The sequence below is a fragment of the Streptomyces sp. NPDC055243 genome, assembly GCF_044544025.1.
In the GTDB taxonomy this organism is placed as follows: Bacteria; Actinomycetota; Actinomycetes; order Streptomycetales; family Streptomycetaceae; genus Streptomyces.
In genome coordinates, this window is sequence record NZ_JBITWR010000004.1 from 385,344 (window position 1) to 408,926 (window position 23,583).

Here is a 23,583-nt window from a genome sequence, read left to right on the forward strand (position 1 = left end):
GGCGGGGTCGGGGACTAAAGATCCGCCAGGTCCACCGCCCGAGCCATCGCCCGATACCCCGCATCGTTCGGGTGCAGATGATCCCCACTGTCGTACTCAGGGGCGATCCGCTCCCCGTCCTCGGGGTCCGCCAGGGCCCGGTCGAAGTCCACGTACGCGTCGTACTCCCCCGACGTCCGCACCCACTCGTTGAACTCGTCACTGACCTTCGCCGCCCGCTCCCCGTAGTGATCGGAACCCCCCAGCGGCAGCAACGTGGCCCCCACCACCCGCACCCCCTTCTCGCGCGCGGCCCGGATCAACTTCCGGTGCCCCGCGATCAGTTCCTCCGCGCTCACCTTCGGCGCGGGCTTGTAGGTAGGCGTATCGCTCTCGCTGAAACCGATGTCGTTCAGGCCCTCCAGGACCACCACCGTCCCCACCCCCGGCAGGTCCAACGCGTCCCGCCCGAACCGGGCCGTGCTCCGCTCCCCGTACCAGGCCGAGTCGTTGAGGACGAGATTGCCGCCGATACCGGCGTTCAGCACCGGCCGCGGCTTCCCCGCCTTGGCGAGCCGCTCCGCGAGGGCGTCGGACCAGCGGCGGTTGAGGTCCGTGGAGGAGGCGAAGCCGTCGGTGATGGAGTCGCCGAAGAGGACGATGCCGCTGTCACGGCGGGCGGCACGCTCACCGCCACCACCCTCACGGCCGCCTCTGACATCCACCCCCGACAGGAGGTACCAGGACTCCGTCGACTCGTCGAAGGCCGCCGCCCCCGCATCCCCGAGCCGATCCCCCTCCGCCCGGTAGCTCGTCGCGAACGACTGCGCGTGGAACGTCACGGGCCCCGTCGTCCGCGCGAGATGCAGGGTCACCGTCACCGACTCGAACCGCTTCAGGTTCAGGCCCGCCTCATCACTCGACAACTGCCCGTGCGCCGGGATCTCCACCGACCCCCTCCCCCCGAACGTGAGCCGCCGCACCGATCCCTCCTCGACCGCCGCCCCCTTCTTCGTACGCGCGATGGTCGCCCCGGCGATGTGCAGCGGCGACGTCCCGTACGCGTTGGAGAGCCGGATACGGGCCCTGTCACCGCCCTCGGTGACACGCACGACCTGGCGCAGGGTCTGGCCGGAGAAACCGTCCTCCGACCAGTTGGGCTTGAACCCCGCGCTGGCCCGCTGCGGCGACGCCGCCCAGGCGGCGGTCCAGGCGGGACCGGAGGACTTAGAGCCTGACGACTTCGAGCCGGCCGCCTGAGCCCCCGTCACGGCGAGACCGGCCGTCACCGTCAGAGCGAGCGCGGCAGCGACAGCGACGGCAGAGGAACGAGTACGCGAAAGCATGGGAATCTCCGAGGAGTTGGGGTGGTGGGAGGAGGACCGGAGGCCTCCGTGAACCTGACTCCTCCAAGATCCGCCCTCACTCACCCCCGATCAACGGCGATCCGTGAAACGATTGGCACGCTCAGGCTTATAGATGCAGGTCAGAGACCGACGGGGTGGCGGACGACCATGGAACGGCAAGAGCTGGAGACCTTTCTGACCCTCGCCGAAGAACTCCACTTCGGCCGCACCGCCGAACGGCTCCTCCTCTCCCAGGCCCGCGTCAGCCAGACCGTGAAGAAGCTGGAGCGCAAGATCGGCGGCCCGCTCTTCGAGCGCACCAGCCGCAGGGTGGAGATGTCCCCGCTGGGGCGTCAGCTGTACGACGACCTGGCGCCGCTGCACCTGCGGATGGAAGCCGCCGTCGCCCGCGCCAAGGACACGGCCCGCGGCGTCGACGGCGAACTCACGGTCGCCTTCCTCGGGTCGGGGGCCGGGTCCCTCACCTCCGCCATCCTGGAGACGTTCCGCGGTCGCTGCCCCCGCTGCGACATCCGGATGCGCGAGACCCAGGTCGGCGATCCGCTCGGCGCCCTCCGCAGCGGGGACGCCGACGCGCTGTTCACCTGCCTGCCCGTCGAGGAGCCCGACCTGACCGTCGGGCCCGTCGTCATCAACGAAGCCCGCATGCTCGCCGTGCCTCTTGGCCACCGCCTGGCCGGGCGCGACAGCGTGTCCCTCGAAGAGCTCGCGGGCGAGACCTTCTTCGGGGCCGTGAACGGTGCGCCCGCCTACTGGTGGGACTTCCACATCCCGCCCCGCACCCCCAGCGGCCTTCCCATCCGCCGCGGCCAGTCCGTCGCCGGGTTCCAGGAGCTGATGACGCTGGTCGCCACCGGGCAGGGGGTGTCGCCGGTCGTCGCGTCCGTGGAGAAGTACTACTCGCGGCCCGACATCACCTTCGTGCCCCTCACCGACGTGCCGTCCGCCGATGTCGCCCTCATCTGGCGTACGGCCGCCGCGGGGACGCCCCGTCTGGAGGCCTTCGTCCGCGCGGTGCGCGACACGGTGACGGCGAACGGCGGACCCGCCGCGTTCTAGGGCGCGGCGCGGCAGGATGCCGTGCGTGACCGCTGCCCTGACCTACTCCGCCGCCTTCATCACCTTCTTCTCCGTCGTCGGCCCGCCCAAGGTGCTGCTCGCCTTCGGCGGCCTCGCGCAGAACCATCCCGTCCGCGAGCTGCGGATGATCGCCCTCGTCTCGTCCGGGGCCGCCGTCGTGGTGGGCCTGCTCGCGGGGTTCACCGCACCATGGCTGCTTGAGCTCTTCCACATCTCCACGCCCGCGCTCCAGCTCGCGGGCGGCGTCATCTTCTTCATCTACGCCGTGGGGCTCGTCCTCGGCGTCCACCTCGGCTCGGACCGCGCGAACCTGGACGCTCCCGATCTCGTCAGCGGCGTACGCGAACTGCTCATGCCGTACATCGTCAGTCCGCTCGCCATGACCGCCGTGCTGATCGAGGCGGCGGCCCGCGACACCTGGTCCTGGCGCTCCACGGTCGTCGGCGCGTACGTCACCGTGATCGCCCTGGACCTGATCTGCGTGGTCCTGCTCGCGCGCGTCCTGCGCGGCACCCATCACGCCACGGTCGAGCTCTTCAGCCGGCTCCTGGGGCTGCTCCTCGCGGCGGTCGGCGTCGACCTCGTCCTGGACGGCCTCGCGGCCCTTGGCGTGCCGGGCCTGGACCGCACCTGAGCCTCTAGCGCGCCGTCTGCGGCTGGTCCGCCCCCGGCTCGCCCGCCCGCGGCTCCTCCGCCTCCTTGATCAGCATCTCTGGGCGGCCCGTCACCAACAGCCAGGCGGGCAGCGCCGCCACGCACAGGACGGGGATCAGGGACAGGTCCATCACCACGACCGCCGCCGTGAACAGGCTCAGCCAGCCCTGCCGCGTCGTCGCGAGCAGGATGCCGAGGATGGCGCAGGTGATCGCAAGCGCGGGCGGCACCGCGTCCACCAGCGCGTGCGCGAGCATGCCGAGCGCCACGCCGACGAAGACCGCGGGGAAGATCCGCCCGCCCCGGAACCCGCAGGTGGCTGCCACACAGAGCGCGAGCAGCTTGACCAGGGCGAGCAGCAGGAGGTTGCCCGCGTCGTGGTCGGAGGCGTGCGTGGTCAGCTCCTTCATCTCCTCCAGGCCCTTGAAGAGGGTGAGCTGACCGCCGAGCGCGCCCAGGGCGCCGAGCACCAGACCGCCCACCGTCAGCATCAGTACGGGGTGTCCGAGCTGGCGGAAGACGCGGTGGAGGTAGGGGAAGGCGTACACCGCGCACAGGCCGATCGCCGCTGCCGCCGTGCTGATGACCATCGCGGAGAGGATGTCGCCCCAGTGCGGGCCCGTGTACGCCTCGACGTCGATCTGGAACGTCGGGTGCGCGATGAGCACCGTCGTCAGCGCCCCCGCGCCCGCCGCGACCAGCGGCGCGAACAGCCGGTCCCACAGCGGACGCCGGTCGGCGCCCTCGGGGCCGGGATCGGCGAGGGTCTCGGAGAGGATGAGCGCCGCCGCGACCGGCGTACCGAAGAGGGCGCCGATGGTGCCCGCCGCCGCGAGGGCGACCCAGTCGAAGACGGGTGTGCGGGGCATGGCCTTCATGCCGAGTGCGTAGGCGAGGGCGATGTTGATCGCCGTGATCGGGTTCTCGGGGCCGAGGCTGACGCCGCCCGCCAGGCCCACGACGACCGCGAGCGCGATGCCGGGGAGCACCCGGACGGGCAGCGGCGGGTCGACCAGGCCGAGCGTCGCGGGGTCGGGCCCGGCGTGCCCGGGGACCTTCCACACGATCAGGCCGACGACGAGCCCCGCCACGGTCAGTACGGCGATGATCCACCCCGCCGACGTCCCGGACACGTCGAGCGCGTCCGGCAACGTGTCCCACAGCAGGTCCTGCAACCGCTCGGCGACAGCGCTGAGCAGCAGCAGGACCAGGCTGGACCCGACGCCGACGAGCAGCGCGGGCAGGACGAGCGGGAGCAGGGCGCGGGCCTGCGGTGTCATGGACCCTCCGGTCGGCCTCGGCAGCCTCTGCCCTTGCCTCTGCCCTTGCCTCTCCGGTCAGGGAGCGGCGGGCGGTGTGCGGTCGGGGCCGCCGGGGGCGCCAGGGGTCCCGGGCGCTCCGGGGGTACCGTGGGTTCCGGGCGCTCCGGGAGCCGAGGCTCCGGAGCCCTCGGCGAACGGGCCGGGACCGCTGGAGGTGCTGCGTGCGCCCCATCCGCCACCCGCCGCCGCGTCACCGCTGTGCGATGCGCCGTGGCCGTGGCCGGAGTGACGGTCCGGGTGGTCCGTGCAGAGCGCCCAGATGATGAAGATGCCGATCGCGATCGAGATCAGCGCCCAGATCGGCTGGTACGGCAGCCACAGGAACTGCAGGATCACGGCGAGCGACGCCAGCGCGATACCGCTCGCGCGGCCCCAGGCAGCGCCCTTGAGGATTCCGTAGCCGGTGATCGCGACCAGGATGCCGAGGATCAGGTGCAGCCAGCCCCACGTGGTGAGGTTCAGCTTGTAGACGTAGTCGCCGATGCGTGCGTAGACGTCGTCCTTGGCGATGCCCGCGATGCCTTCGAGGATGCCGAGGACGCCGTAGACCAGCATCAGGACACCCGCGAACATCGTGCCGCCTGACGCCCAGAGGCTCTCGCCCCGAGGGTTGCTCGTGCCGCTGCTCATGGGCACCTCTTCTCTGTCGACAGGAATTCACAGCGTGTGACAGCGGTACGGGGCGCGCGAGCGGGCTTGGGCCGTATGGGTGAGCCCCGCCGCAGGCAGGTGGGGAGGGGGAGATACGTGATTCATGGCACCGGAGTGGAGTCGGATGGTTACTCTGGGCTACAGAGCGAGAGCAACGTGAACAGAGCGTTTGAGCCTGGGGGTGACCGTCCCATGGTCCGCATCAACGAACTCGATCCCAGCGCGTCCCCGCTGGACTACTACGGCTCGGAACTGCGGCGCCTGAGGGAGGCGGCGGGCCTCAACCAGGGCCAGTTGGGCGGCTGCATCTTCTGTACGGGTTCGCTGGTGGGCCAGATCGAGACAGCGAAGAAGGTGCCGACGAGGGACTTCTCCGAGCGGGTGGACGCGGCGCTCGGGACTGACGGGGTGTTTTCGCGGTTGGTGGGGCTGGTGTTGAAGAGCCAGTTGCCACATTGGTTCCAGCCGTTTGCGGCGATGGAGGCGCGGGCGTCGTACATCTCCACGTATCAGGCGCAGGTCGTGTACGGCCTGCTGCAGACAGAGCAGTACGCAAAGGCCGTGCTGAATGCTGATCGCCCAGCCAATCTCGAAGAGTTGCTGGCGGCGCGGATGGAGCGGCAGCGGATCCTGAGGAGAGAGTTTCCGCCAGCTCTGTGGGTGGTTCTCGACGAGGCGGTGCTGTACCGAGAGGTGGGCAGTCGCAGCGTCATGCGCAGCCAGCTGGCCCACTTGCTGACCTTCCGAGACCAGCGGTGGGCGCAGGTCCAAGTTCTCCCCTTTGCCGTTGGCGAACACAGCGCCACGCGCGGTTCATTCACCCTCCTGCGCTTCGAGGACGACCCCGACATCTTCTACGCGGAGAGCTACGACATCGGCCACCTGACCGCCAACTCATCAGTGATCAGGGAGCGTTCTGTCAGTTACGCTCGCTTGCAGGCCGCCTCGCTCTCCGTGGAGAGGTCGGCGGAACTGATTGCCCGCGTAATGGAGGAGCGCTATGGAGATCACCCAGAAGCTGGCGGGGGCCCAGTGGCGTAAGTCGTCTTACAGCGGCTCCGGCGGCGGCGAGTGCGTTGAATGCGCCCCGTTCAACGGCACAACGTGGCGGAAGTCGACGCACAGCAGCGACACCGGCGGCGATTGCATCGAATTCGCCCCCCGCCAAGGGACCATCGCGGTCCGCGACAGCAAGAACCCCGAAGGCCCCGCCTTCACCACCACCCCCCGCGCCTTCGCCACCTTCGTCGAAGCCGCGGCCAACGGCACGCTGAGGTAAGCAGCCCCGCGGGCCCCGCGGCGATGACCCCTAGGACGCGTCGGCGACGGCGCGGGTGATCTCGGCGGCGATGCGCCGGATGCCGGGTGAACGGACCGGGCAGGGCTGGGACTTGGGCGTGGTCGGCGCCAGGCAGAAATGCAGGGGGTCGTCGCTGCGGTGCAGGGCGGTGCGGCCGCTGCCCGGCTCGGTGCAGTACGCGGGGTGGTTCCGTTCGTACGAGGTGCACGGCAGCTTCTCGACCCAGGTGTGCCGGTCCGCCGCCGGGGCGACCGCGCGGCCCGCTTCGGCGACGATCCCGCCCGAGGCCCGCGCCTGCGCCTCGTAGATGGCGTTGACGCGGCGCACGCGGTCGGGCGTCATCGGGTCGGGGCCCTGCAGCACCCACACGATGCGTGGCCGGTCCGCCCCGCCGGCGGCGTGGATCTGCGAGGCCAGCGCCTTCGCGTCGGCGGCGTACCGGTCGAAGTACTTCTGCCGCGCCTTGTCGTACGTGATGCCGTTCATGCACGGCGTGTAGCCCCACGCGTTGCCCCAGAACTGGAGCACCACGTAGTCGGGCCGCTGCTCGCGGACGAGCGTGGCGGCCTTGTCCTTGTCGGGGACGAGGGAGTCCTTGCCGGTGCCGTCGAGGTAGTCGCACAGGGTGGTGCCGGAGTAGGGCGCGCTGCGGTAGCGGGCGCCGAGCCCGGAGCGGAGGTGGTCGCCGAGGACGGTCTGGTTCTCCATGGCGAGGGAGTCGCCGAGGTAGAGGACCTTGGGGGCCGTCTTGGCCCGGGGTTTCTTCGCGGCGCGCTGGCGGGTGGTCGAGGAGGGCGGCGACGCGGAGGGCTCGTCGCGCGCGGCAGGGGCGTCGGCGGATCGCGGGGCGGTGGGGGTTTCCGGGGCGGGGGCGGGCGAACCCTCGGACCCGGAACCGGGGTCACCGCAGCCCCCCAGGAGCAGAACAGCGGCCAGCACCGCACCGATCCACGGCTTGCGCGGCTTTCGCATGTGCCAACTCCCACCCCAGCGACCGAAAGAGCCCCCTAGGCAAGCACAGCCGCACGCCCATGAGAAGGCACCAACCGGCCCAAGTCCTTTACCGCCGACTCGCATTACCCCGGGCGTAATCGCCCATTGGTCCGCGCTCAGGCAGGCTGAAGTCATCGCCCAGCCGGACGATCACCCTTCAGGAGGCTGATTCACCGTGTCCGCACACGAGACATCCACGTACGAGACCGCCGTCGCCCGCTACTTCGAGGCCTGGAACGCCCAGGACGCCGAGGACCTCGCCAAGGCCGTGGCCGCAGCCTGGAGCGAGGACGGCAGCTACACGGACCCGATGGCCGACGTCTCCGGTTACGAGTCCATCGCCGCCATGATCGCGGGGGCCCACGAGCAGTTCCCCGGCTTCGAGTTCAGGCTGCTCGGCTCGGTCGACGGTCACCACGACATCGCGCGCTTCGGGTGGGAGCTGGTGTCGGTCGCGGACGGTTCCGCGCCCTTCGCCGGTTCCGACGTCATCGCGCTCGCCGACGACGGCCGCATCCGCCTCGTGCACGGCTTCCTGGACCGCGTGCCGCAGGCCTGAAGCCGCCGACGAGCTGCCCAGGGGCTTCGGCGCACAGGAGAGAGGGGCGCCGACGTCGGCGGCTGCGGGCTGCTGCTCTTAGCGGGCCACGTACTGCGTGAGGATCGCCTGCACCTCGTAGATGTCGACGCCCTTGGTGAAGGTCTTCTGGATGGGCTCGTGGGTGCCGGAGATCCAGATCTTGAGCTCGGCGTCGAGGTCGAAGTGACCGGCGGTCTCCACCGAGAAGTGGGTGATGCTGCGGTACGGAACCGAGTGGTACTCGACCTTCTTGCCCGTTATCCCCTGCTTGTCGACGAGGACGAGGCGGCGGTCGGTGAAGATCATCGTGTCGCGGATCAGCAGGAACGCGGCCTGCACCTGCTCGCCGTGGCCCAACAGCCGTGCGTAGTCCTGCTGTGCGGCCATCGGATCGATCGTGTGCGCGTTTCCGAACAGTGCCATGAGAGACCCCCCATTACTCGAACTCAACCGGACCAACCGGATCTTCAGACTAACGCTCGGCCCCTGGCTCCTGGTTCCTGTCACATCTGGGCGGGCTCATCCGTCAGACAAGTGAAGGCAACGAAAACGGCAGCAACCGCGGCCTCGGCTTCGGCTTCGGCATAGGCATAGGAGAACACCATGGAAGCTCGTCTGAACCTCTTCGGCAGCCCGCTGGCGGGCAAGGTCCTCAAGCACCTCAACGCGGCGGGCAAGGCCGTGTCGGACTCCACGCTTCCCGCCGCGACGCAGGAGCTGGTGAAGATCCGCGCCAGCCAGATCAACGGCTGCGGTTTCTGCACCGACATGCACACCAAGGACGCCACGCACGCCGGTGAGACCTCCGTGCGCCTCAACCTGGTCGCCGCCTGGCGCGAGGCGAAGGTCTTCACCGACGCCGAGCGCGCCGCCCTGGAGCTGACCGAGCAGGGCACCCGTATCGCCGACGCGGCCTGCGGTGTCACCGACGACGTCTGGGCGAACGCCGCCAAGCACTACGACGAGGACCAGCTCGCCGCCCTGGTGTCGCTCATCGCCCTCATCAACACGTACAACCGCGTGAACGTCATCGTCCAGCAGCCGGCCGGCGACTACCAGCCGGGCCAGTTCGGCTAAGGGCGGCCGGCCGCACTCCCCAGACCCGCGCCCGGTCCCGATGGGCCCGATAGCATCGCGACTGGGGAGTGCTCCCCGCTTGTTCCCTCGGCGGGAAGGCTGAGAACGACGATGACCGGCGACGCAGACCGCTCGCACCGTCCGGCGCCCCCACGGCGCCGCGACGCGCGGCGGAACTGGGATCTCCTGGTGGGGGCGGCCCGCGAGGTGTTCGCGGAGCAGGGGCTTGAGGCGCCGCTGGACGTGATCGCCCGCCGGGCGGGCGTGGGCAACGCGACGCTCTACCGGAACTTCCCCACCCGCGCCGCCCTGATCGACGCCGTCTTCCACGACCTGCTGACGGGCACGATGACGGCAGGCGAGGAGGCCCGCACGGCCCCGGACGCCTGGACGGCGCTGAACGCTTACCTGCAGGCGGTCTTCGTGACCCTGGCCGCGGACCGCGGCACGAACGACCTCATGACCACGCACCTGCAGGGCATCGAAGCGCTCCAGACCGTCCACGCGCACAACCGCGAGACGATGGAGATCCTGCTGAGCCGGGGCCGCGAGCAGGGCACGGTCCGCCCCGACGCCACCACGGAAGACGTCCTGTTCGCCCTGGCGGCCCTGGGCCGAGCCATCCCGGCCCTGACGACGGCAACGACCCCGGAGTCCTGGCGCCGCCCCCTGACCCTGCTCCTGGACGGCCTCCGCGCATCCCGGACGACATCACCGCTCCCGCCCCCCGCCCTGACGCCCACCCAACTGGCCGACGTACTAACAGAACTGGGCCCCCACCGAGCCCACCCGCCCCTATGACGTCCGCTGAACTACAGCGCAGACTCAGGGAGCGCCGCGAGACACAGAAACTCAACCGAGTACGGCTCGCCGCCGCCGAGATCATCACGACCCGCACACTGACGCACGCGGAGGTGCCCGCCGCAGCCCTGGAGACCGTACGCGGATTCTGGAACACGACCACAGAACCAACCGCGACACGAGGGATCTCTCAGGAAGGCTTGGACCCCTGGGCGGAGGAACTCCTGACCCACCAAGGCTTCAACACCAAGGCCTACCTGCTCACGGACCTGGACCTCGCCCCCTGGATCGAGTTCCGAATACCCCCCACCCCCTGGTTCGCCACGATCCGCCGGGCCCAGGACGCCTCATGGGTGTTCCTCAGACACGACTTCGGCGCGGTGGCAGCGGTGAGCGAGCAGGAACACAACTTCGAATTCTTCGCGGCACAGTTGCCGTAATCGCGGGCACCAGGGCAGGCCTCAGGCCCTGACGACACAGATATGCCCCACACCAGGTACATGGACTACCCTTGGTACATGTCTATGAAGCGGACCAACGTCTACGCCGACCCCGAGGACCTGGCGATCATCAAGGAGGCCGCCAAGCGCAGGGGGATAAGCGAGGCCGAGATCATTCGCCAGGGCATCCACCTCGCGGCCATGGCGAACCGGGTCTGGGACGAGCCGCTGTTCTCGCGAACCTTCGAGGGGCGGGGCCGTACGCCGTCCAAGGCCGAGGTCCGTGACACGGTCGCCGACGCGGTGGTCCGTGAGACGGACTCCGGAACCGCCGCGTGATCATCGTCGTCGCCGACACCTCCGGCCTGCTGGCCGCGCTCGACTCCACTCACCCGGAGCACGGCGCGGCGAACGAGGCGATCCTGGCCGCCGGCCTCCTCATCATGTCCCCGCTCCTGCTCGCCGAACTCGACCACGTCGCGACGCGCGAACTGGGCCGGGAGGCGGCGTTCAGCGCGGTCGACGACATCCGGCACTGGATGCGCCGGGGCCGCGTCGTCGCGCCGGAGATCACGGAAGACCACCTGGACGCCGCCCAGTCCGTCCGCACGCGCTACAAGTCGCTGGACCTGGACCTCGCGGACGCGGTGAACGTGGCACTGGCCGCCGACTACGACACGGACGCGATCCTCACACTCGACCGCCGCGATTTCCGAGCCGTACGCCCCCTCGGCCGCCACAAGGCCTTCCGAGTCCTGCCGGACGATCTCCCGCTCTGACGCAGACGAGAATCGAACTCGCAAGAGCGTGAGCGATCGTGCTCGTAGGCGGGCACGTTGTCAGTGCTGATGGTTAGAGTCTCGGACGCGCGGTCGACTTCCGAGGTGTCCAGCTCCATAGAGCAGCTGCATCCCCGACTCTGTATGGGGGCGGCCCGGGTACAGCCCGGGACCTAACCAGCGGTCGGGCTTCGTCGATGGCCAAGGAGAGACCTGTCAGCGTCGGCCGCGCACCGAGTCCCGTCTGAACGGCCGTGAACGGCACCGAATGAGACGGAGGCTGAGACGGAAGCGTGCCCCCGCCTTCAGGGCCTGAGCTGGTTCTGCTGAGGGTCGAAGCAGACCAGCCCCATGGAGTCCGCGAGGGTCGCCGCGTAACTGGAGGCCTCCTCAGCCATGCTCCAGCGCATCGGGAAGTAGACGAGCGGGCCGCGTGCCTCTCCGATCAATGGCCCCGTCGACCAGGGAGAGGTGTCCTCTTCATCCTCGGTCACGTCACACCACTGTTCCAGGAGGGCAGCAACGTAAGCCGCTATGCGTTCGGTCGGTGGATGCTCCGCATCTGTATCGATGTAGCGCTCATAGAGGGTGGTGAACGCTCGCGCGGCCGCCTTGCCGTTCGCAGGGCGCTCGCCCTCCCACACAGCCAAGTCGTAGCTCATGCCCGGAGGCTTTCATGCTGCAGCAAAGAGCCCCCGGGTCCATGACCTGGGGGCTTTCCATGGAGCGGGTGACGAGAATCGAACTCGCACTCTCAGCTTGGGAAGCTGATGTTCTACCACTAAACTACACCCGCGAAAGACACCGTCTGTGGCGGTGTCGTAACGTCGCACACTCTACCTCATCCCAGGCCCCGGGCGCTTTTGCCGTGGGGTCTGTGTGCTGTCCGGGGCTTGGATGGCGCTTCGGGACGCGGGAGTTGGGGCGTACGGTGAGAGACCGGAGTGCCGCCTGGAGGGGCGCCCCTTTCGTCCCGTAATGTGGCCTTTCGTCGTCAGCTCGCGTACGAGCAGAGTGCGGGACGCTACGAGTTCAACTACGGCTTTGGGGAAGGGACTCGAGGACTTGATGGAGCGCACCGTCGTCCGATGTGCCGAAGGGCACGTGTTCAGCACTGCTTCGTTCCCGATGCAGAAGGCCGACCGGCTCGGACCCGGCCGGCTCATCCGCTGTCCGCGATGCGCCCGATTGCGGCATGCCGTGCCGGTCGCGTCGCAGAAGCGGTAGCGGTAGCGGGACAGCAGGGCAGCAGGCCAGCAGGACAGCAGGACAGAAAGTGGAGAACCGGAGCGCGCGGGGACGTCCGATTGGGGCGGGCCCGCGCGCTCTGCGTATCCTCGGTGCGTGCTTCTCTCAGACAAGGACATCCGGGCCGAGATCGACACCGGACGAGTACGGATCGATCCGTACGACGAATCCATGGTGCAGCCCTCCAGCATCGATGTGCGGCTCGACCGCTACTTCCGGGTGTTCGAGAACCACCGCTACCCACACATCGACCCCTCCGTCGAGCAGGCCGACCTGACGCGGCTCGTGGAGCCCGAGGGCGACGAGCCGTTCATCCTGCACCCGGGCGAGTTCGTGCTCGCCTCGACGTACGAGATCATCAGCCTCCCCGACGACCTCGCCAGCAGGCTTGAGGGCAAGTCCAGCCTCGGGCGGCTCGGGCTCGTGACGCACTCCACCGCCGGCTTCATCGACCCCGGCTTCTCCGGGCACGTGACGCTGGAGCTCTCCAACCTGGCGACGCTGCCCATCAAGCTGTGGCCCGGCATGAAGATCGGGCAGCTGTGTCTGTTCCGGCTGACCTCGCCCGCCGAGGAGCCCTACGGCTCGGAGCGCTACGGGTCGCGTTACCAAGGGCAGCGCGGGCCGACCGCCTCCCGTTCCTTCCTCAATTTCCATCGGACCCAGGTGTGACATCCAGCATGAGTGACGTGCGCGAGAACCTTACGTACGAGAAGTTCGGCGGTGCGGTGCGCGAGCTCGCGCAGACGATCGCCGACGACGGGTACCAGCCCGACGTGATCATCTCCATCGCCCGAGGTGGCGTCTTCGTCGCGGGCGGGCTCGCGTACGCACTCGACTGCAAGAACATCCACCTGGTGAACGTGGAGTTCTACACGGGGGTGGGGACGACGCTGGAGATGCCGGTCATGCTCGCGCCCGTGCCCAACGTCATCGACTTCACCGACAAGAAGGTGTTGATCGCCGACGACGTCGCCGACACCGGCAAGACGCTGAAGCTGGTGCACGACTTCTGCCTCGACCACGTCGCCGAGGTGCGGTCCGCCGTCATCTACGAGAAGTCGCAGTCGCTCGTGAAGTGCGAGTACGTCTGGAAGCGCACCGACGACTGGATCAACTTCCCGTGGAGCGTCGAAGCGCCCGTCGTGCGGCGCGCCGGGCAGGTTCTCGACGCCTGAGGCAGGACGAGGGGTATGACGAGGAAGGGCCTCGGCGGAAGTGATTCCGCCGAGGCCCTTCCTCCGTCTCAAGTACTAGAGCTACTAGAACGTACCCAGCTTGATGATCGCCAGCAGCGCGAGCAGCTGGATCGACGCCGCTCCCAGCGCCTTCGGCCACGGCAGGTCGTGCGACTTGCTCACCATCGTCGTGAGCAGCGCGCCCGCCGCGATCCAGGTCACCCAGCCGAGCAGCTGGACGAAGGGCTGGCCGCCGCCGAGGAACATCGCGACGACCACGCGGGGCGCGTCCGTGATCGACATGATCAGCATGGAGAGGCCGACCGTCGGCTGCCAGGCGCCGTCGCCGCCGAGCTGGCGGGCGAGGGTGTGCGTGACCACGCCCAGGATGAAGGCACTGATCGTGATCGCTACGCCGGTCGTCAGGACGTACGGGACGGCCGTCGAGAGCGTGGCGTTGATGGCGTCCTCGCGGGCGCCGTCGAAGCCGAAGATCGCGAGCAGGCCGTAGAGGAACGTCACGACGACGGCCGGGGCCCACATCGCGTAGTCCCGCATCTGGAGGAAGGTCGGACCCGGGCGCAGCACGATGCCGCGCAGGAGGTCCTTCCAGTGCAGGCGGGGTCCCACCGGGGCGGGGGCCTGGCCTGCGCGGTAGGTGTCGCCCTGGTTGTAGGGGTCCTCACCTACGGAGAAGGCCTGGGTGTGACCGGGGTTGTTGGCGGCGTACGGATCGAAGCCGCCCTGGCCGCCCTGGCCTCCGTGTCCCGGGCCTTGCGGCCCGCCGAAGTACTCCGGCTCGCCGTGGTTGCCGTGGTTGCCGCCCGCCTGCGGCCACTGCTGCCCGCCGTATCCGCCCTGGCCTCTCTGCCCGCCCTGGCCCTGGCCGTACGGCGGCTGACCGCCGCCGTACTGCTGGGAGGGCGGCTGAGGGTAGCCGTACGGCGGCTGCTGGCCCTGGGGGGCCTGCTGCCCGTACGGCTCCTGCCGCGGTCGTTGTTGGGGTCGCGCTTGCGGGGTGCGGTTGTCCCGGCCGCGTCCGATCCTGAATCCAGCCACGAATCGAACGTACCTGGTCTCAAGGGCCCGGGTCGTCCCTCCTCGGGAGGAGAGAGGCTTTGCCGCTGACCTGTGACAACCCTTAGGGGGACCCTGAGGGGTTTTCCCCAGGGTCCCGGTGAGCGGCTGCGTCAGGTGTGACCGGCTACTTCCCGAGCACCGCTCCGTACGCCCACGGGTCCAAAGAGGCAGGCAGGCCAAGGGAGTTGGGGGTGACGACCGAGCCGCCCGCCTTGGCGCCGGGCAGGTTCCAGACGCCGCCCGAGGAGGCGTTCTCGCCGGGCGCGGCGACGGAGAGGTCCGGGACGCCGTCCCCGTTGTGATCGGCGAAGGCGAGGGCTCCGCCGAAGAGGTCGCCCGCCTGGGCGACGCCCAGGATGTCGGGGGAGTTCTGCTGGTAGGCGGCCACCCCCGGGTTCGCGGCGCCCGCCGGGTCGAGCAGGCCCATCTCGCCGCCCTTCAGGACGGTGATGCTGCCCGCCTTGGCCGCGCTGCCGATGGCCTCGCCGGGGGCGCCCGCGATCAGGTCGTCGTGGCCGTCGGCGTCGATGTCCGCCGCCGTGAGGGCGTCGCCGAAGCCGTCACCGGTCTCGGCGACTCCGGGCACGCCCGCGGTGTCCTGGTTGAAGGTCTGCTGCTCCCAGCCGAAGCTGCCGTTCGGGCCGCCGAAGCGGATGTGGATGCCGCCGCCCTTGGTGAGTTCCTCCGGGCCGCACGGGTCGTCGATGTTCTCGTCGGCGATCTCGCGGCAGTTGCCGACGGCGAGGTCGTCGTAGTTGTCGCCGTTGAAGTCGCCGGAGACGAGGGCGTTCGCGGCGCCGTTGGAGTTGTTCCAGAAGTTGGCCATGGAGCCCTCGTCCTTGTTCCAGCCGTAGAGGCGGAGGTGGGACTGGGTGTAGGGCTGGTTCTTCGTGTAGTAGGCGAGGGCCAGGTCGGGCAGCCCGTCGGTGTCGAAGTCACCGGTCGTCATGACGGGGGCGCGGCCGCCCATGCGGTCGGCCATGAGGGGCTGGGTGTCGGCGGCGAGCGGATTGAAGTTGGCGACGACCTTGTCCTTGCCGCCGATCGCGAGGTCGACGTCCGTGTCACCGGTGAAGTCGGCGGCGACCAGGGAGTTCCCGTACACGTCCCCGGCCTTCGCGCCTCGGGCGGCGGTGTTGGCGAGGGCGAAGCCGTCGCCGGTGCCGTACAGGACGGTGACGGACCCGGCGTCGGCCTTGTCGTCGATGTCCTCGCCCGGAGCGCCGATGACGAGGTCGGCGTACTTGTCGTCGTCCACGTGCGCGGCCGTGACGGACCCCCCGAAGCGGTCCCCGCTCTCCGGGGTGCCGGGCACCTCGACGGTGGCCTGGGTGATGCGCCGCACACTGTGCGGGCCGGGCCCGTTCTCCCCACCGAACACGACACTCACGTATCCGGCCTTGGCCTTGCCTCCGACACTGCCGTTGGGCACGCCGACGAAGAGGTCGTCGTACCCGTCGCCGTCGAAGTCGCTGGTGAGGGGCGCGGGGGAGGGAGCGGCGGTCGCGGCGCCGGCGAGGGGAAGGGCGAGACCGGTCGCGGCGAGGGCGGTCGCGGTGGCGGCGACGGCGAGGGTACGGGTGCGTGCGCGCAGGGGCACTGGAAGCTCCAACTGGGAAGTGAACACAGGGATCTGACGGGATCTGACCGCTGGGACTGCCCAGCTTCACTGCTACAAACGCGTTCGATTGACCCAGTCGCTTCGACCGGTTCACCTGTGTGACACCTGGGATTGGCCAAGGGTTGCCCTCCGGGCCGCAGGCCTGGTGTCCCGGTGCATGGGCCGGGCCCGCACGGAGGGGTGCGGGCCCGGGGTCGGTGAGGGTTGTGCCGGGAGAACCGCGCGGCTAGTCCGCGAAGTTGGTGCCCAGGCGGGGGGTGCCTGTGGACGAGATGCCCACCGTTGACGTGTAGGTGCCGGACGTGCCCGCGAGGGTGCCGTCCGGGAGGGCGTCCAGGAGGTAGAAGGCGCCGTTGGAGCCGTTCTCGCCCTGGGCGCCGACGGCCACGTCGCCGCGGCCGTCCGCGTTCAGGTCGTCGATGTGGACGTCCGAGCCGAAGTAGTCGTTCTTCTCGTTGGCGTTGGGGATGCCCGGGGTGTCCTGGCTGTAGAGGACCGCGCCCTGCGTGGAGAGGCCCGAGCCGTCCGCCGCGCCGTAGATCAGCGTGACCGAGCCCGCGTCGGCGACCCCGTCCAGGTCCTCGCCCGGGGAGCTCACGACCAGGTCGAGGTGGCCGTCACCGTTGACGTCGCCGAGGTCGAGCTCCGAGCCGAAGGAGTCGCCGCTCTCGCCGCCGCCCGGGATGCCCGCCGAGTCCTGGGTGATCGCCTGGCTGTCGCCGTACGGGCCGTTCGCGTTGCCCTTGACCACGTACACCGTGCCGCCCTTGTGGGCGCCGTCGATGCCCTCGTCCCAGGTCAGGCCGATGATGACGTCGCCGTAGCCGTCGCCGTCCGTGTCGCCCACGTCGGTGATGTAGCCGGCGGGCAGGCGCTGGACGCCGGTCGTGGTGACGCCGTTCGCGCTGCCGGGCAGCCAGAGGTTGGCGTTGTAGTCGTCGGCGGTGGAGTAGCCGTCGACGATCAGGTCGTCCTTGCCGTCGCCGTTGACGTCACCGGAGTGCAGGTTGAAGGGGCCCGCGCCCTCGCCGCTGTGGATGGGCGGGAGCACGGTGTAGCGGCCGCCGGTCGCCCCGGTGCGCTTGATGCCGCCGTCGAAGATGTCGATGGTCGCGGCGCCCGACGCGGCGCCGACCGCGAGGTCGTCCTTGCCGTCGCCGTCGAAGTCGCCCGCCTGGAGGGGGCCGCCGAACCGGTCGTGCTTGGTGGGGCGCGGGTCCTTGACCGTGGAGCCGCCGGACAGTCCGTTCGGGGAGCCCCACAGGACCTGGACGGTGCCGCCGTCGACGTCCGTGCCGACGTCCTCACCGATGGCTCCCACGGCGAGGTCGTCGTAGCCGTCGCTGTCGAAGTCTCCGTACGCGGTGTCGGCGCCGAAGACGTCGCCGGTCTCGGCGGTGCCGGGCACGCCCGCGCTGTTCTGGCTGTAGGTGACGTGGCGCTGCTCGGCACCGCCGTACGTGACGACGACCTGGCCCGCCTTGTCCTTGCCGCCCACGTTGGCGTGCGGGGCGGAGGTGGCGAGGTCGGCCGCGCCGTCGCCGTTGAAGTCGGCGTCGTCCGGCTGCGTGGCCGCGGGGGCCGCGGTCGCGGAGGTCGCCGTGAGGGTGAGGAGTCCGCCTGTGAGGGCCGCGGCGGCAGCGGTCGCCACGGCCAGGCGGCCGGGTCTGTGAGAGGTGGTGCGCTTGTGCTTGGGCACGGAGGCTCCTGGGTCGTTGTCTGATCAGGAGGTCTGATCAGGGGTCTGCTCAGGGGGGTGGTCGAACCCCGGGACAGGTGGAGAACCTCCCGCCCGTCCCGGGAAACTCAGCTGGCTGAGCCTGCTACCGGCTCAGCCCACTACCGGCTCAGCACCGCCCCGTACCCACTGGCGCCCGAGAGCCCCAGCTTTCCGGGGGTCACCGACGTCACCGTCGAGGAGGGGCCGTACGTGGGGGTGCGGGCGTACCAGACGCCGCCCGACTTCGCGTCCTCGCCGGCGGGCTTCCGCAGGTGCTGCGGGACTGGAAGCACTGGCTTTCTCCAACTCTCGTACACGTGAAGGCGGGTGAGGGTGAGGCGGCGGACGGTCAGCGCAATGTCGTGCCGAAGCTCACGCCGCCGAGCCCGAAGTCGGTCCCGTTGAAGGAGGCGGCGTACGACGAGGTCAGGCCCGTCGACGTGCCGCGCAGGACCCAGACGGCGCCGACGTCCACCTTCGTGCCGATGTCCTCGCCGGACGCGCCCACGGCCAGGTCCGCCCTGCCGTTCTTGTTGATGTCCTTCAGGCGCACGGACGTACCGAAGCTGTCGCCCGCCTCGGCGACGCCGGGCACGCCCGCGGTCTCCTGGTGCCAGGCCTTGCCCGAGGTGAACCTGCCCGCGGTGGACTTGAGGAGCGTCACGCTGCCGGCCCCGTCCACCGTGTCGACCTCCTCGCCGGGCGTGCCCACCGCGAGGTCCGCGAGGCCGTCGCCGGTGACGTCGCCCGCGGCCACGGACGCGCCGAAGCCGTCGTCCGCCTCGTCGGCGCCGGGGATGCCCGTGCTGGCCTGGTCGTACGTCACCGGGGCGGCGAACTTCCGGTCGCCGCCGAGCCGCACGGTGACCGAACCGCCCCTCGTGGCACCCGAGTTGCCGGTGATCAGATCGTCGTAGCCGTCGCCGTCGACATCACCGGCGGTGGCCGCGTCGCGCGTGGCCGTCGGATCGCCGCCCTCGGCGAGGACCTCGGCCTGGTAGCCGTAGTCGCCGACGCCGCCGCTCATGAACGCGGTGTAGGCGCCGCCGTCCGCGCGCTCGCCGTACAGGACGAAGCCGTACACGTCCTTGTACTTGAAGTGGCCCGCGACCATGCCGTCCAGGTGGGCGCCCTCGGGGATGAAGTCGACCTCCAGGCCGTACGCCCGGCCTTGTGCGCCGGTGTAGTACCACCAGTTGTCGCCGCTGATCACGGCCAGCTGGGGCGAACCGTCGGTGTCCAGGTCGTTCCAGGTGGTGGCCTCGCCGAAGCGGCCCGCGGTGTCCTCGGGGGCGTTCAGGACGTGGGCGCCGGAGGTGAAGCCGTTCTTGCCGCCCTTGATGACGGTGACGGAACCGGAGGGCTTGCCCTCGACCTGCTCGCCGGGGGCGCCGACGATCAGGTCGGCGTAGCCGTCGCCGTTCGTGTCGCCGCTGGTGATGTTCTCGCCGAACTCGTCCTCGGCCTCGGTGACCCCGGGTATCCCGGCCGTGTTCTGGGTGAGGGTGACGGAGCGGCGCTCGGAGACCCCGGAGGCCGAACCGAACGTCACCGTGACGGAGTTGGACCGGGGGGTGCCGATCGCCAGGTCGCGGTATCCGTCTCCGTTGTAGTCGTCCTTGAGCGTCGAAGCGGCACTCGCCGTGCCCGCCAGCGGCAACGTCAGCCCCGCCGCGGCAAGGGCCGCGACACTCGCGGCGATGGCCAGATTACGTACGCGCACGTGGGACTCCCGGGAGTGGGGAAATGCTTCCGGGGGTGTGACATGTGGGGCGTACGAATGGTTGTGCGACGGAGGAGGGGAGGTGAAGCCCGGGTGAACGGTAGCTCTCCGGCGGACCTCCTACGCCCCGTCCCCCAGGGCGAGGAACTCCCCCGTGGAGAACGTCAGTTGCGGCTTGCGTGTGACCAGGTCGAGCTTCACCCCCGGATACACCCCCACCGTGTCCTTGCCCTCTCCCTCGTACGTCCGCAGGACCAGATCGGCCCGCTTGTCGCCGTCGAAGTCCGCGATGGCGAGGACCTGGGTGGTGCCCTTGGCGGAGGGGATCACGTTCGCCGACGCGTTCATGTCCAGCTTGCCGGTACGTCCCCTGAAGACCCGCACCTCACCGGTGCCGCCCCCGTTCCCGCTGCTTCCGCCGCTCATGATCAGCTCGCTCAGGCCGTCGCCGTCGAGGTCGCCGGTGTCCACGGCCACGTTCTTGGACTCCATGGTCCCGCGCTGGGTGCCGGGCACGTCGTAGCGCAGGGCGACCCCGTTCGGTCCCGCGACGGCGGCGTCCGTGCCCTTGCCCCCGCCGAAGCGGCCGAAGGCGGTCTCCGTGCCCGCGGGGAAGAGCACCCCGGTCTCTGCGGGGCCCTTCGGGCCGCCCAGGACGAGGGCGCCGGCCGCGGTGCCGGACGCGTTCGCGGCCTTGCGGACCAGGAGGTCGTCGTAGCCGTCGCGGTCGACGTCCGTGGCCCTGCCGGTGACGAGGTCGTTGCCGGGCGCGGCCAGCGGCTTGCCCGCGGCGCGCGGGGCGCCGGACCGCTTGAACGGGCCGCGCAGGAAGGTGAGCCGGGCGCCGCTCGCGTGCAGGACGAGGTCGCTCGCGCCGTCCCCGTCGAAGTCCCCGCACACCGGCTGGTCGGACCAGTCGTTGCCGATGCGGGACTGCGCGGGCACCTTCACCTTCACGGCCTTGCCGGTCAGGCCCTTGGGCGAGCCGAAGAGGATCTGCAGCGGCACGGGCGGCTGGCCCAGGCCGTCGTACGGCGGATCGGTGGAGACCAGCAGATCGGTGAAGCCGTCCTTGTCGAGGTCGCAGGCCGCCTCCGACTCGAAGGACGCGGGCAACTCGCCCTTGGTGCGGGCCCCGTTGGCCCGCGCGCTCAGCAACTGCCGCGCGCCGGGCCGCAGTCCGCTGCCGGAGCCGTAGACGACGCCGATGCCCGCGTCGTCGCCGTGGCCGCTGTGCACCAGGTCGTCGAGTACGAGGTCGGGGGCGCCGTCACCGTTGAAGTCGTCCTCGACCTTGCTGCCCTTGCCCTGGGGGACGGGCTGCTGGGGTGCGCCCTTGCCCGCCATGCTGACGGGCCGGTGGCGTGCGTCGGGCTTGCCCGCGGCGTCGTCGCTGCCGCCGCCGCATCCGGCGAGCAGCAGCGCGCAGCCGACCACGGCTGCCGTGCCCATGACACCCCCGCGCCTCGCGACACCGCCGTGTCTGACGTTACGAACGCCACGTATCCCGGCACTCCGCATGCCCATCACCCGCCCCGACCGCCCCACCCGACAACAACCAGCACATGATGCCCCCCTTCCGCGGGACACGAAAGGCCGGTCCCGCCCTGAGGGCGGAACCGGCCTTCGAGTCGCGCTACGGGTGTTACTTCACCGGCTCGGGCTCCGGCTCGTCCGCGGTCTCGGACTCACCGGCGGGGTCCACCGGGGTCTTCACGGAGTCGAGCAGCAGCTGGGCGACGTCCACGACCGTGAGCGATTCCTTCGCGGCGCCGTCGTTCTTCTTTCCGTTGACGGAGTCGGTCAGCATCACCAGGCAGAACGGGCAGGCGGTCGACACGATGTCGGGGTTGAGGCTGAGCGCCTCGTCGACCCGCTCCGTGTTGATGCGCTTGCCGATCCGCTCCTCCATCCACATCCGCGCGCCACCCGCGCCGCAGCAGAAGCCGCGTTCCTTGTGGCGGTGCATCTCCTGCTGGCGCAGGCCGGGGACGGCGGACATGATCTCGCGCGGCGGCGTGTAGATCTTGTTGTGCCGGCCCAGGTAGCACGGGTCGTGGTAGGTGATGAGGCCCTCGACGGGCGTCACGGGGATGAGCTTGCCCTCGTCGATGAGGTGCTGGAGCAGCTGCGTGTGGTGGATGACCTCGTAGTCGCCGCCGAGCTGCGGGTACTCGTTGCCGAGCGTGTTGAGGCAGTGCGGGCAGGTCGCGACGATCTTCTTGGCCGTCTTCGGCTTCTTGGTCGACTCGTCCTCGTCATCCTCGCCGAACGCCATGTTCAGCATCGCCACGTTCTCCTGGCCGAGCTGCTGGAACAGCGGCTCGTTGCCCAGGCGGCGGGCGGAGTCACCGGTGCACTTCTCGTCGCCGCCCATGATCGCGAACTTGACGCCCGCCATGTTGAGCAGCTCCGCGAAGGCCTTGGTGGTCTTCTTCGCCCGGTCCTCCAGGGAGCCCGCGCAGCCGACCCAGTAGAGGTACTCGACCTCGGTGAGGTCCTCGATGTCCTTGCCGACGACCGGCACCTCGAAGTCGAGCTCCTTGAGCCACTCCAGGCGCTGCTTCTTCGCCAGGCCCCAGGGGTTGCCCTTCTTCTCCAGGTTCTTGAGCATCGTCCCGGCCTCGGACGGGAACGCGCTCTCGATCATCACCTGGTAGCGGCGCATGTCGACGATGTGGTCGATGTGCTCGATGTCCACCGGGCACTGCTCGACGCAGGCGCCGCAGCTGGTGCAGGACCACAGGACGTCGGGGTCGATGACGCCGTTCTCCTCGGCGGTGCCCACGAGGGGGCGCTCGGCCTCGGCGATGGCGGCGGCCGGAACGTCCTTGAGCTGCTCCTCGGTCGCCTTCTCGTTGCCCTCCATGTCCTTGCCGCCACCGGCGAGCAGGTACGGGGCCTTCGCGTGCGCGTGGTCGCGCAGCGACATGATCAGGAGCTTCGGGGAGAGCGGCTTGCCGGTGTTCCAGGCGGGGCACTGCGACTGGCAGCGGCCGCACTCGGTGCACGTACTGAAGTCGAGGAGCCCCTTCCAGGAGAACTGCTCGACCTGGCTGACGCCGAAGACGTCGTCCTCGCCCGGGTCCTCCCAGTCGATCGGCTTGCCGCCGGACGTCATGGGCTGGAGCTCGCCGAGCGTCGTGGTGCCGGCCGCGTCGCGCTTGAACCAGATGTTCGGGAAGGCGAGGAAGCGGTGCCAGGCGACGCCCATGTTGGTGTTGAGCGCGACGGTGATCATCCAGATGAAGGACGTCGCGATCTTGACCATGGCGAAGAAGTACGTGAGGTTCTGCAGCGTGGACAGGTCCATGCCGCCGAACCACGAGACGAACGGGTACGAGATGAAGAACGACGCCTCGTAGCTGTCCACGTGGTGCTGGGCACCCTCAAGGGCGTGCAGCGTGAAGATGCAGACGCCGACGATGAGGATGACGGCCTCGACGAAGTACGCCTGGCCCTTCTTCGAGCCCGCGAAGCGGGACTTGCGGCCCGGCTTGTCGGGGTTGCTCAGCTGCCGGATGACGATCAGCGTCAGGATGCCGACGACGGTCATCGTGCCGATGAACTCGACGAACATGTTGTACGGCGCCCACTCGCCGATGATCGGCAGCATCCAGTCGGCCTTGAAGAGCTGGCCGATGGCGTTGACGATGGTCAGGAGCAGCGAGAAGAAGCCCACCGCCACGAACCAGTGCGCGACGCCGACGACGCCCCAGCGGTTCATGCGGGTGTGGCCGAGGAACTCCTTGGCCACGGTGACGGTGCGCTGCACGGGCTGATCGGTGCGGGTGCCTGCCGGGACGGACTGGCCGAGCCGCATGAACTGGTAGATCTGCACGATGGCACGGCCGAACAGCGCGACGCCGACCGCGATTAGGACCAGCGACACGATGATCGCGGCGAGTTGCATTTGGGGGCTCCTCGGGCCTGCGAGGCGAACTATTACTAAGCGGTAACTTATGCAGTCCGTCTGAGACTACCCACTTA

24 protein-coding genes, 1 tRNA gene and 1 pseudogene are annotated in these 23,583 nt (G+C 69.7%); 12 read left to right on the top strand and 14 right to left on the bottom strand.

Translation table 11 applies throughout. The features are described from left to right. Positions 1–14: 14 nt before the first annotated feature. Positions 15–1,325 (bottom strand): SGNH/GDSL hydrolase family protein, encoded by a 1,311-nt coding sequence (locus ACIGXX_RS14605; protein ID WP_399975692.1) that lies wholly within the window; start codon positions 1,323–1,325, stop codon positions 15–17. A 168-nt stretch (positions 1,326–1,493) separates the two neighbouring features. Between ACIGXX_RS14605 and ACIGXX_RS14610 the strand changes: the two genes are divergently transcribed. Further along, positions 1,494–2,405, top strand: coding sequence for a LysR family transcriptional regulator (locus ACIGXX_RS14610; RefSeq protein WP_351167127.1), 912 nt, complete (start codon positions 1,494–1,496; stop codon positions 2,403–2,405). A gap of 25 nt (positions 2,406–2,430) precedes the next feature. Beyond that, positions 2,431–3,060, top strand: coding sequence for a MarC family protein (locus tag ACIGXX_RS14615; protein WP_351167125.1), 630 nt, complete (start codon positions 2,431–2,433; stop codon positions 3,058–3,060). 4 nt (positions 3,061–3,064) lie between these two features. Here ACIGXX_RS14615 and ACIGXX_RS14620 read toward each other — a convergent pair whose 3' ends face one another. Both ACIGXX_RS14620 and ACIGXX_RS14625 read right to left on the bottom strand, forming a co-directional pair. After that, the gene (locus ACIGXX_RS14620) at positions 3,065–4,360 is read right to left on the bottom strand and encodes an ion channel protein (RefSeq protein WP_399975695.1); all 1,296 of its coding nucleotides are present in this window, start codon (positions 4,358–4,360) and stop codon (positions 3,065–3,067) included. 282 nt (positions 4,361–4,642) lie between these two features. Beyond that, a pseudogene (locus ACIGXX_RS14625) lies at positions 4,643–5,032 on the bottom strand (hypothetical protein); the annotation flags it as partial. 213 nt (positions 5,033–5,245) lie between these two features. Between ACIGXX_RS14625 and ACIGXX_RS14630 the strand changes: the two are divergent. Both ACIGXX_RS14630 and ACIGXX_RS14635 read left to right on the top strand, forming a co-directional pair. After that, entirely contained in the window at positions 5,246–6,094 is an 849-nt protein-coding gene (locus ACIGXX_RS14630) for a Scr1 family TA system antitoxin-like transcriptional regulator (protein ID WP_399975698.1), read from the top strand. After that, positions 6,054–6,332 carry a DUF397 domain-containing protein gene (locus ACIGXX_RS14635; RefSeq protein ID WP_351167119.1) on the top strand — a complete coding sequence of 93 codons (279 nt, stop codon included), beginning with the start codon at positions 6,054–6,056 and terminating at the stop codon, positions 6,330–6,332. Before ACIGXX_RS14630 ends, ACIGXX_RS14635 begins: the two co-directional genes overlap by 41 nt. Before the next feature lie 30 nt (positions 6,333–6,362). Here ACIGXX_RS14635 and ACIGXX_RS14640 read toward each other — a convergent pair whose 3' ends face one another. After that, positions 6,363–7,325, bottom strand: coding sequence for an SGNH/GDSL hydrolase family protein (locus ACIGXX_RS14640; RefSeq protein WP_399975702.1), 963 nt, complete (start codon positions 7,323–7,325; stop codon positions 6,363–6,365). A gap of 196 nt (positions 7,326–7,521) precedes the next feature. On the opposite strand from ACIGXX_RS14640, the gene ACIGXX_RS14645 reads away from it, so the two are divergent. Further along, a complete protein-coding gene (locus ACIGXX_RS14645) occupies positions 7,522–7,905 on the top strand; it encodes a nuclear transport factor 2 family protein (protein WP_351167115.1) in 384 nt (127 codons plus the stop codon). A gap of 78 nt (positions 7,906–7,983) precedes the next feature. On the opposite strand, the gene ACIGXX_RS14650 is transcribed toward ACIGXX_RS14645, so the two are convergent. Further along, a complete protein-coding gene (locus ACIGXX_RS14650; protein ID WP_351167113.1) occupies positions 7,984–8,349 on the bottom strand; it encodes a PH domain-containing protein in 366 nt (121 codons plus the stop codon). A 180-nt stretch (positions 8,350–8,529) separates the two neighbouring features. Between ACIGXX_RS14650 and ACIGXX_RS14655 the strand changes: the two genes are divergently transcribed. The 5 genes from ACIGXX_RS14655 to ACIGXX_RS14675 all read left to right on the top strand — a co-directional run bounded on the left by ACIGXX_RS14655 (position 8,530) and on the right by ACIGXX_RS14675 (position 11,023). Then, positions 8,530–9,003: a carboxymuconolactone decarboxylase family protein gene (locus tag ACIGXX_RS14655; RefSeq protein WP_399975706.1), complete on the top strand. Its 474-nt coding sequence runs from the start codon at positions 8,530–8,532 to the stop codon at positions 9,001–9,003. 111 nt (positions 9,004–9,114) lie between these two features. Further along, entirely contained in the window at positions 9,115–9,804 is a 690-nt protein-coding gene (locus ACIGXX_RS14660; RefSeq protein ID WP_351167109.1) for a helix-turn-helix domain-containing protein, read from the top strand. Further along, positions 9,801–10,244 (top strand): hypothetical protein, encoded by a 444-nt coding sequence (locus ACIGXX_RS14665; protein ID WP_361466450.1) that lies wholly within the window; start codon positions 9,801–9,803, stop codon positions 10,242–10,244. Before ACIGXX_RS14660 ends, ACIGXX_RS14665 begins: the two co-directional genes overlap by 4 nt. 78 nt (positions 10,245–10,322) lie before the next feature. Further along, positions 10,323–10,583, top strand: coding sequence for a CopG family transcriptional regulator (locus ACIGXX_RS14670; RefSeq protein ID WP_351167105.1), 261 nt, complete (start codon positions 10,323–10,325; stop codon positions 10,581–10,583). Further along, a complete protein-coding gene (locus ACIGXX_RS14675) occupies positions 10,580–11,023 on the top strand; it encodes a PIN domain-containing protein (RefSeq protein ID WP_361466444.1) in 444 nt (147 codons plus the stop codon). Before ACIGXX_RS14670 ends, ACIGXX_RS14675 begins: the two co-directional genes overlap by 4 nt. Positions 11,024–11,328: 305 nt before the next feature. On the opposite strand, the gene ACIGXX_RS14680 is transcribed toward ACIGXX_RS14675, so the two are convergent. Beyond that, positions 11,329–11,685: a hypothetical protein gene (locus tag ACIGXX_RS14680; protein ID WP_361466441.1), complete on the bottom strand. Its 357-nt coding sequence runs from the start codon at positions 11,683–11,685 to the stop codon at positions 11,329–11,331. Positions 11,686–11,745: 60 nt separating this feature from the next. After that, positions 11,746–11,819: transfer RNA gene (locus ACIGXX_RS14685), tRNA-Gly, on the bottom strand. 548 nt (positions 11,820–12,367) lie between these two features. Here ACIGXX_RS14685 and dcd point away from each other — a divergent pair. Both dcd and ACIGXX_RS14695 read left to right on the top strand, forming a co-directional pair. Next, positions 12,368–12,943 (top strand): dCTP deaminase, encoded by a 576-nt coding sequence (dcd, locus tag ACIGXX_RS14690; protein WP_351167099.1) that lies wholly within the window; start codon positions 12,368–12,370, stop codon positions 12,941–12,943. 8 nt (positions 12,944–12,951) lie between these two features. Continuing rightward, complete coding sequence (locus tag ACIGXX_RS14695) at positions 12,952–13,449, top strand: phosphoribosyltransferase (protein ID WP_249588778.1); 498 nt, start codon at positions 12,952–12,954, stop codon at positions 13,447–13,449. An 84-nt stretch (positions 13,450–13,533) separates the two neighbouring features. Here ACIGXX_RS14695 and ACIGXX_RS14700 read toward each other — a convergent pair whose 3' ends face one another. The 7 genes from ACIGXX_RS14700 to ACIGXX_RS14730 all read right to left on the bottom strand — a co-directional run bounded on the left by ACIGXX_RS14700 (position 13,534) and on the right by ACIGXX_RS14730 (position 23,506). Next, complete coding sequence (locus ACIGXX_RS14700) at positions 13,534–14,508, bottom strand: Yip1 family protein (protein ID WP_399975714.1); 975 nt, start codon at positions 14,506–14,508, stop codon at positions 13,534–13,536. Between the two features lie 145 nt (positions 14,509–14,653). Further along, positions 14,654–16,129 carry an FG-GAP-like repeat-containing protein gene (locus tag ACIGXX_RS14705; protein ID WP_351167095.1) on the bottom strand — a complete coding sequence of 492 codons (1,476 nt, stop codon included), beginning with the start codon at positions 16,127–16,129 and terminating at the stop codon, positions 14,654–14,656. Between the two features lie 247 nt (positions 16,130–16,376). After that, positions 16,377–17,849, bottom strand: coding sequence for an FG-GAP repeat protein (locus ACIGXX_RS14710; protein ID WP_351167093.1), 1,473 nt, complete (start codon positions 17,847–17,849; stop codon positions 16,377–16,379). A gap of 140 nt (positions 17,850–17,989) precedes the next feature. Beyond that, positions 17,990–18,163, bottom strand: a complete 174-nt coding sequence (locus ACIGXX_RS14715) for a hypothetical protein (protein WP_361466431.1) — start codon at positions 18,161–18,163, stop codon at positions 17,990–17,992. Between the two features lie 56 nt (positions 18,164–18,219). Further along, positions 18,220–19,593, bottom strand: a complete 1,374-nt coding sequence (locus ACIGXX_RS14720) for an FG-GAP-like repeat-containing protein (protein ID WP_351167089.1) — start codon at positions 19,591–19,593, stop codon at positions 18,220–18,222. Positions 19,594–19,713: 120 nt separating this feature from the next. After that, a complete protein-coding gene (locus ACIGXX_RS14725) occupies positions 19,714–21,045 on the bottom strand; it encodes an FG-GAP repeat domain-containing protein (protein ID WP_399975719.1) in 1,332 nt (443 codons plus the stop codon). 193 nt (positions 21,046–21,238) lie between these two features. Continuing rightward, positions 21,239–23,506, bottom strand: coding sequence for a (Fe-S)-binding protein (locus ACIGXX_RS14730; RefSeq protein ID WP_351167085.1), 2,268 nt, complete (start codon positions 23,504–23,506; stop codon positions 21,239–21,241). Positions 23,507–23,583 lie beyond the last annotated feature (77 nt).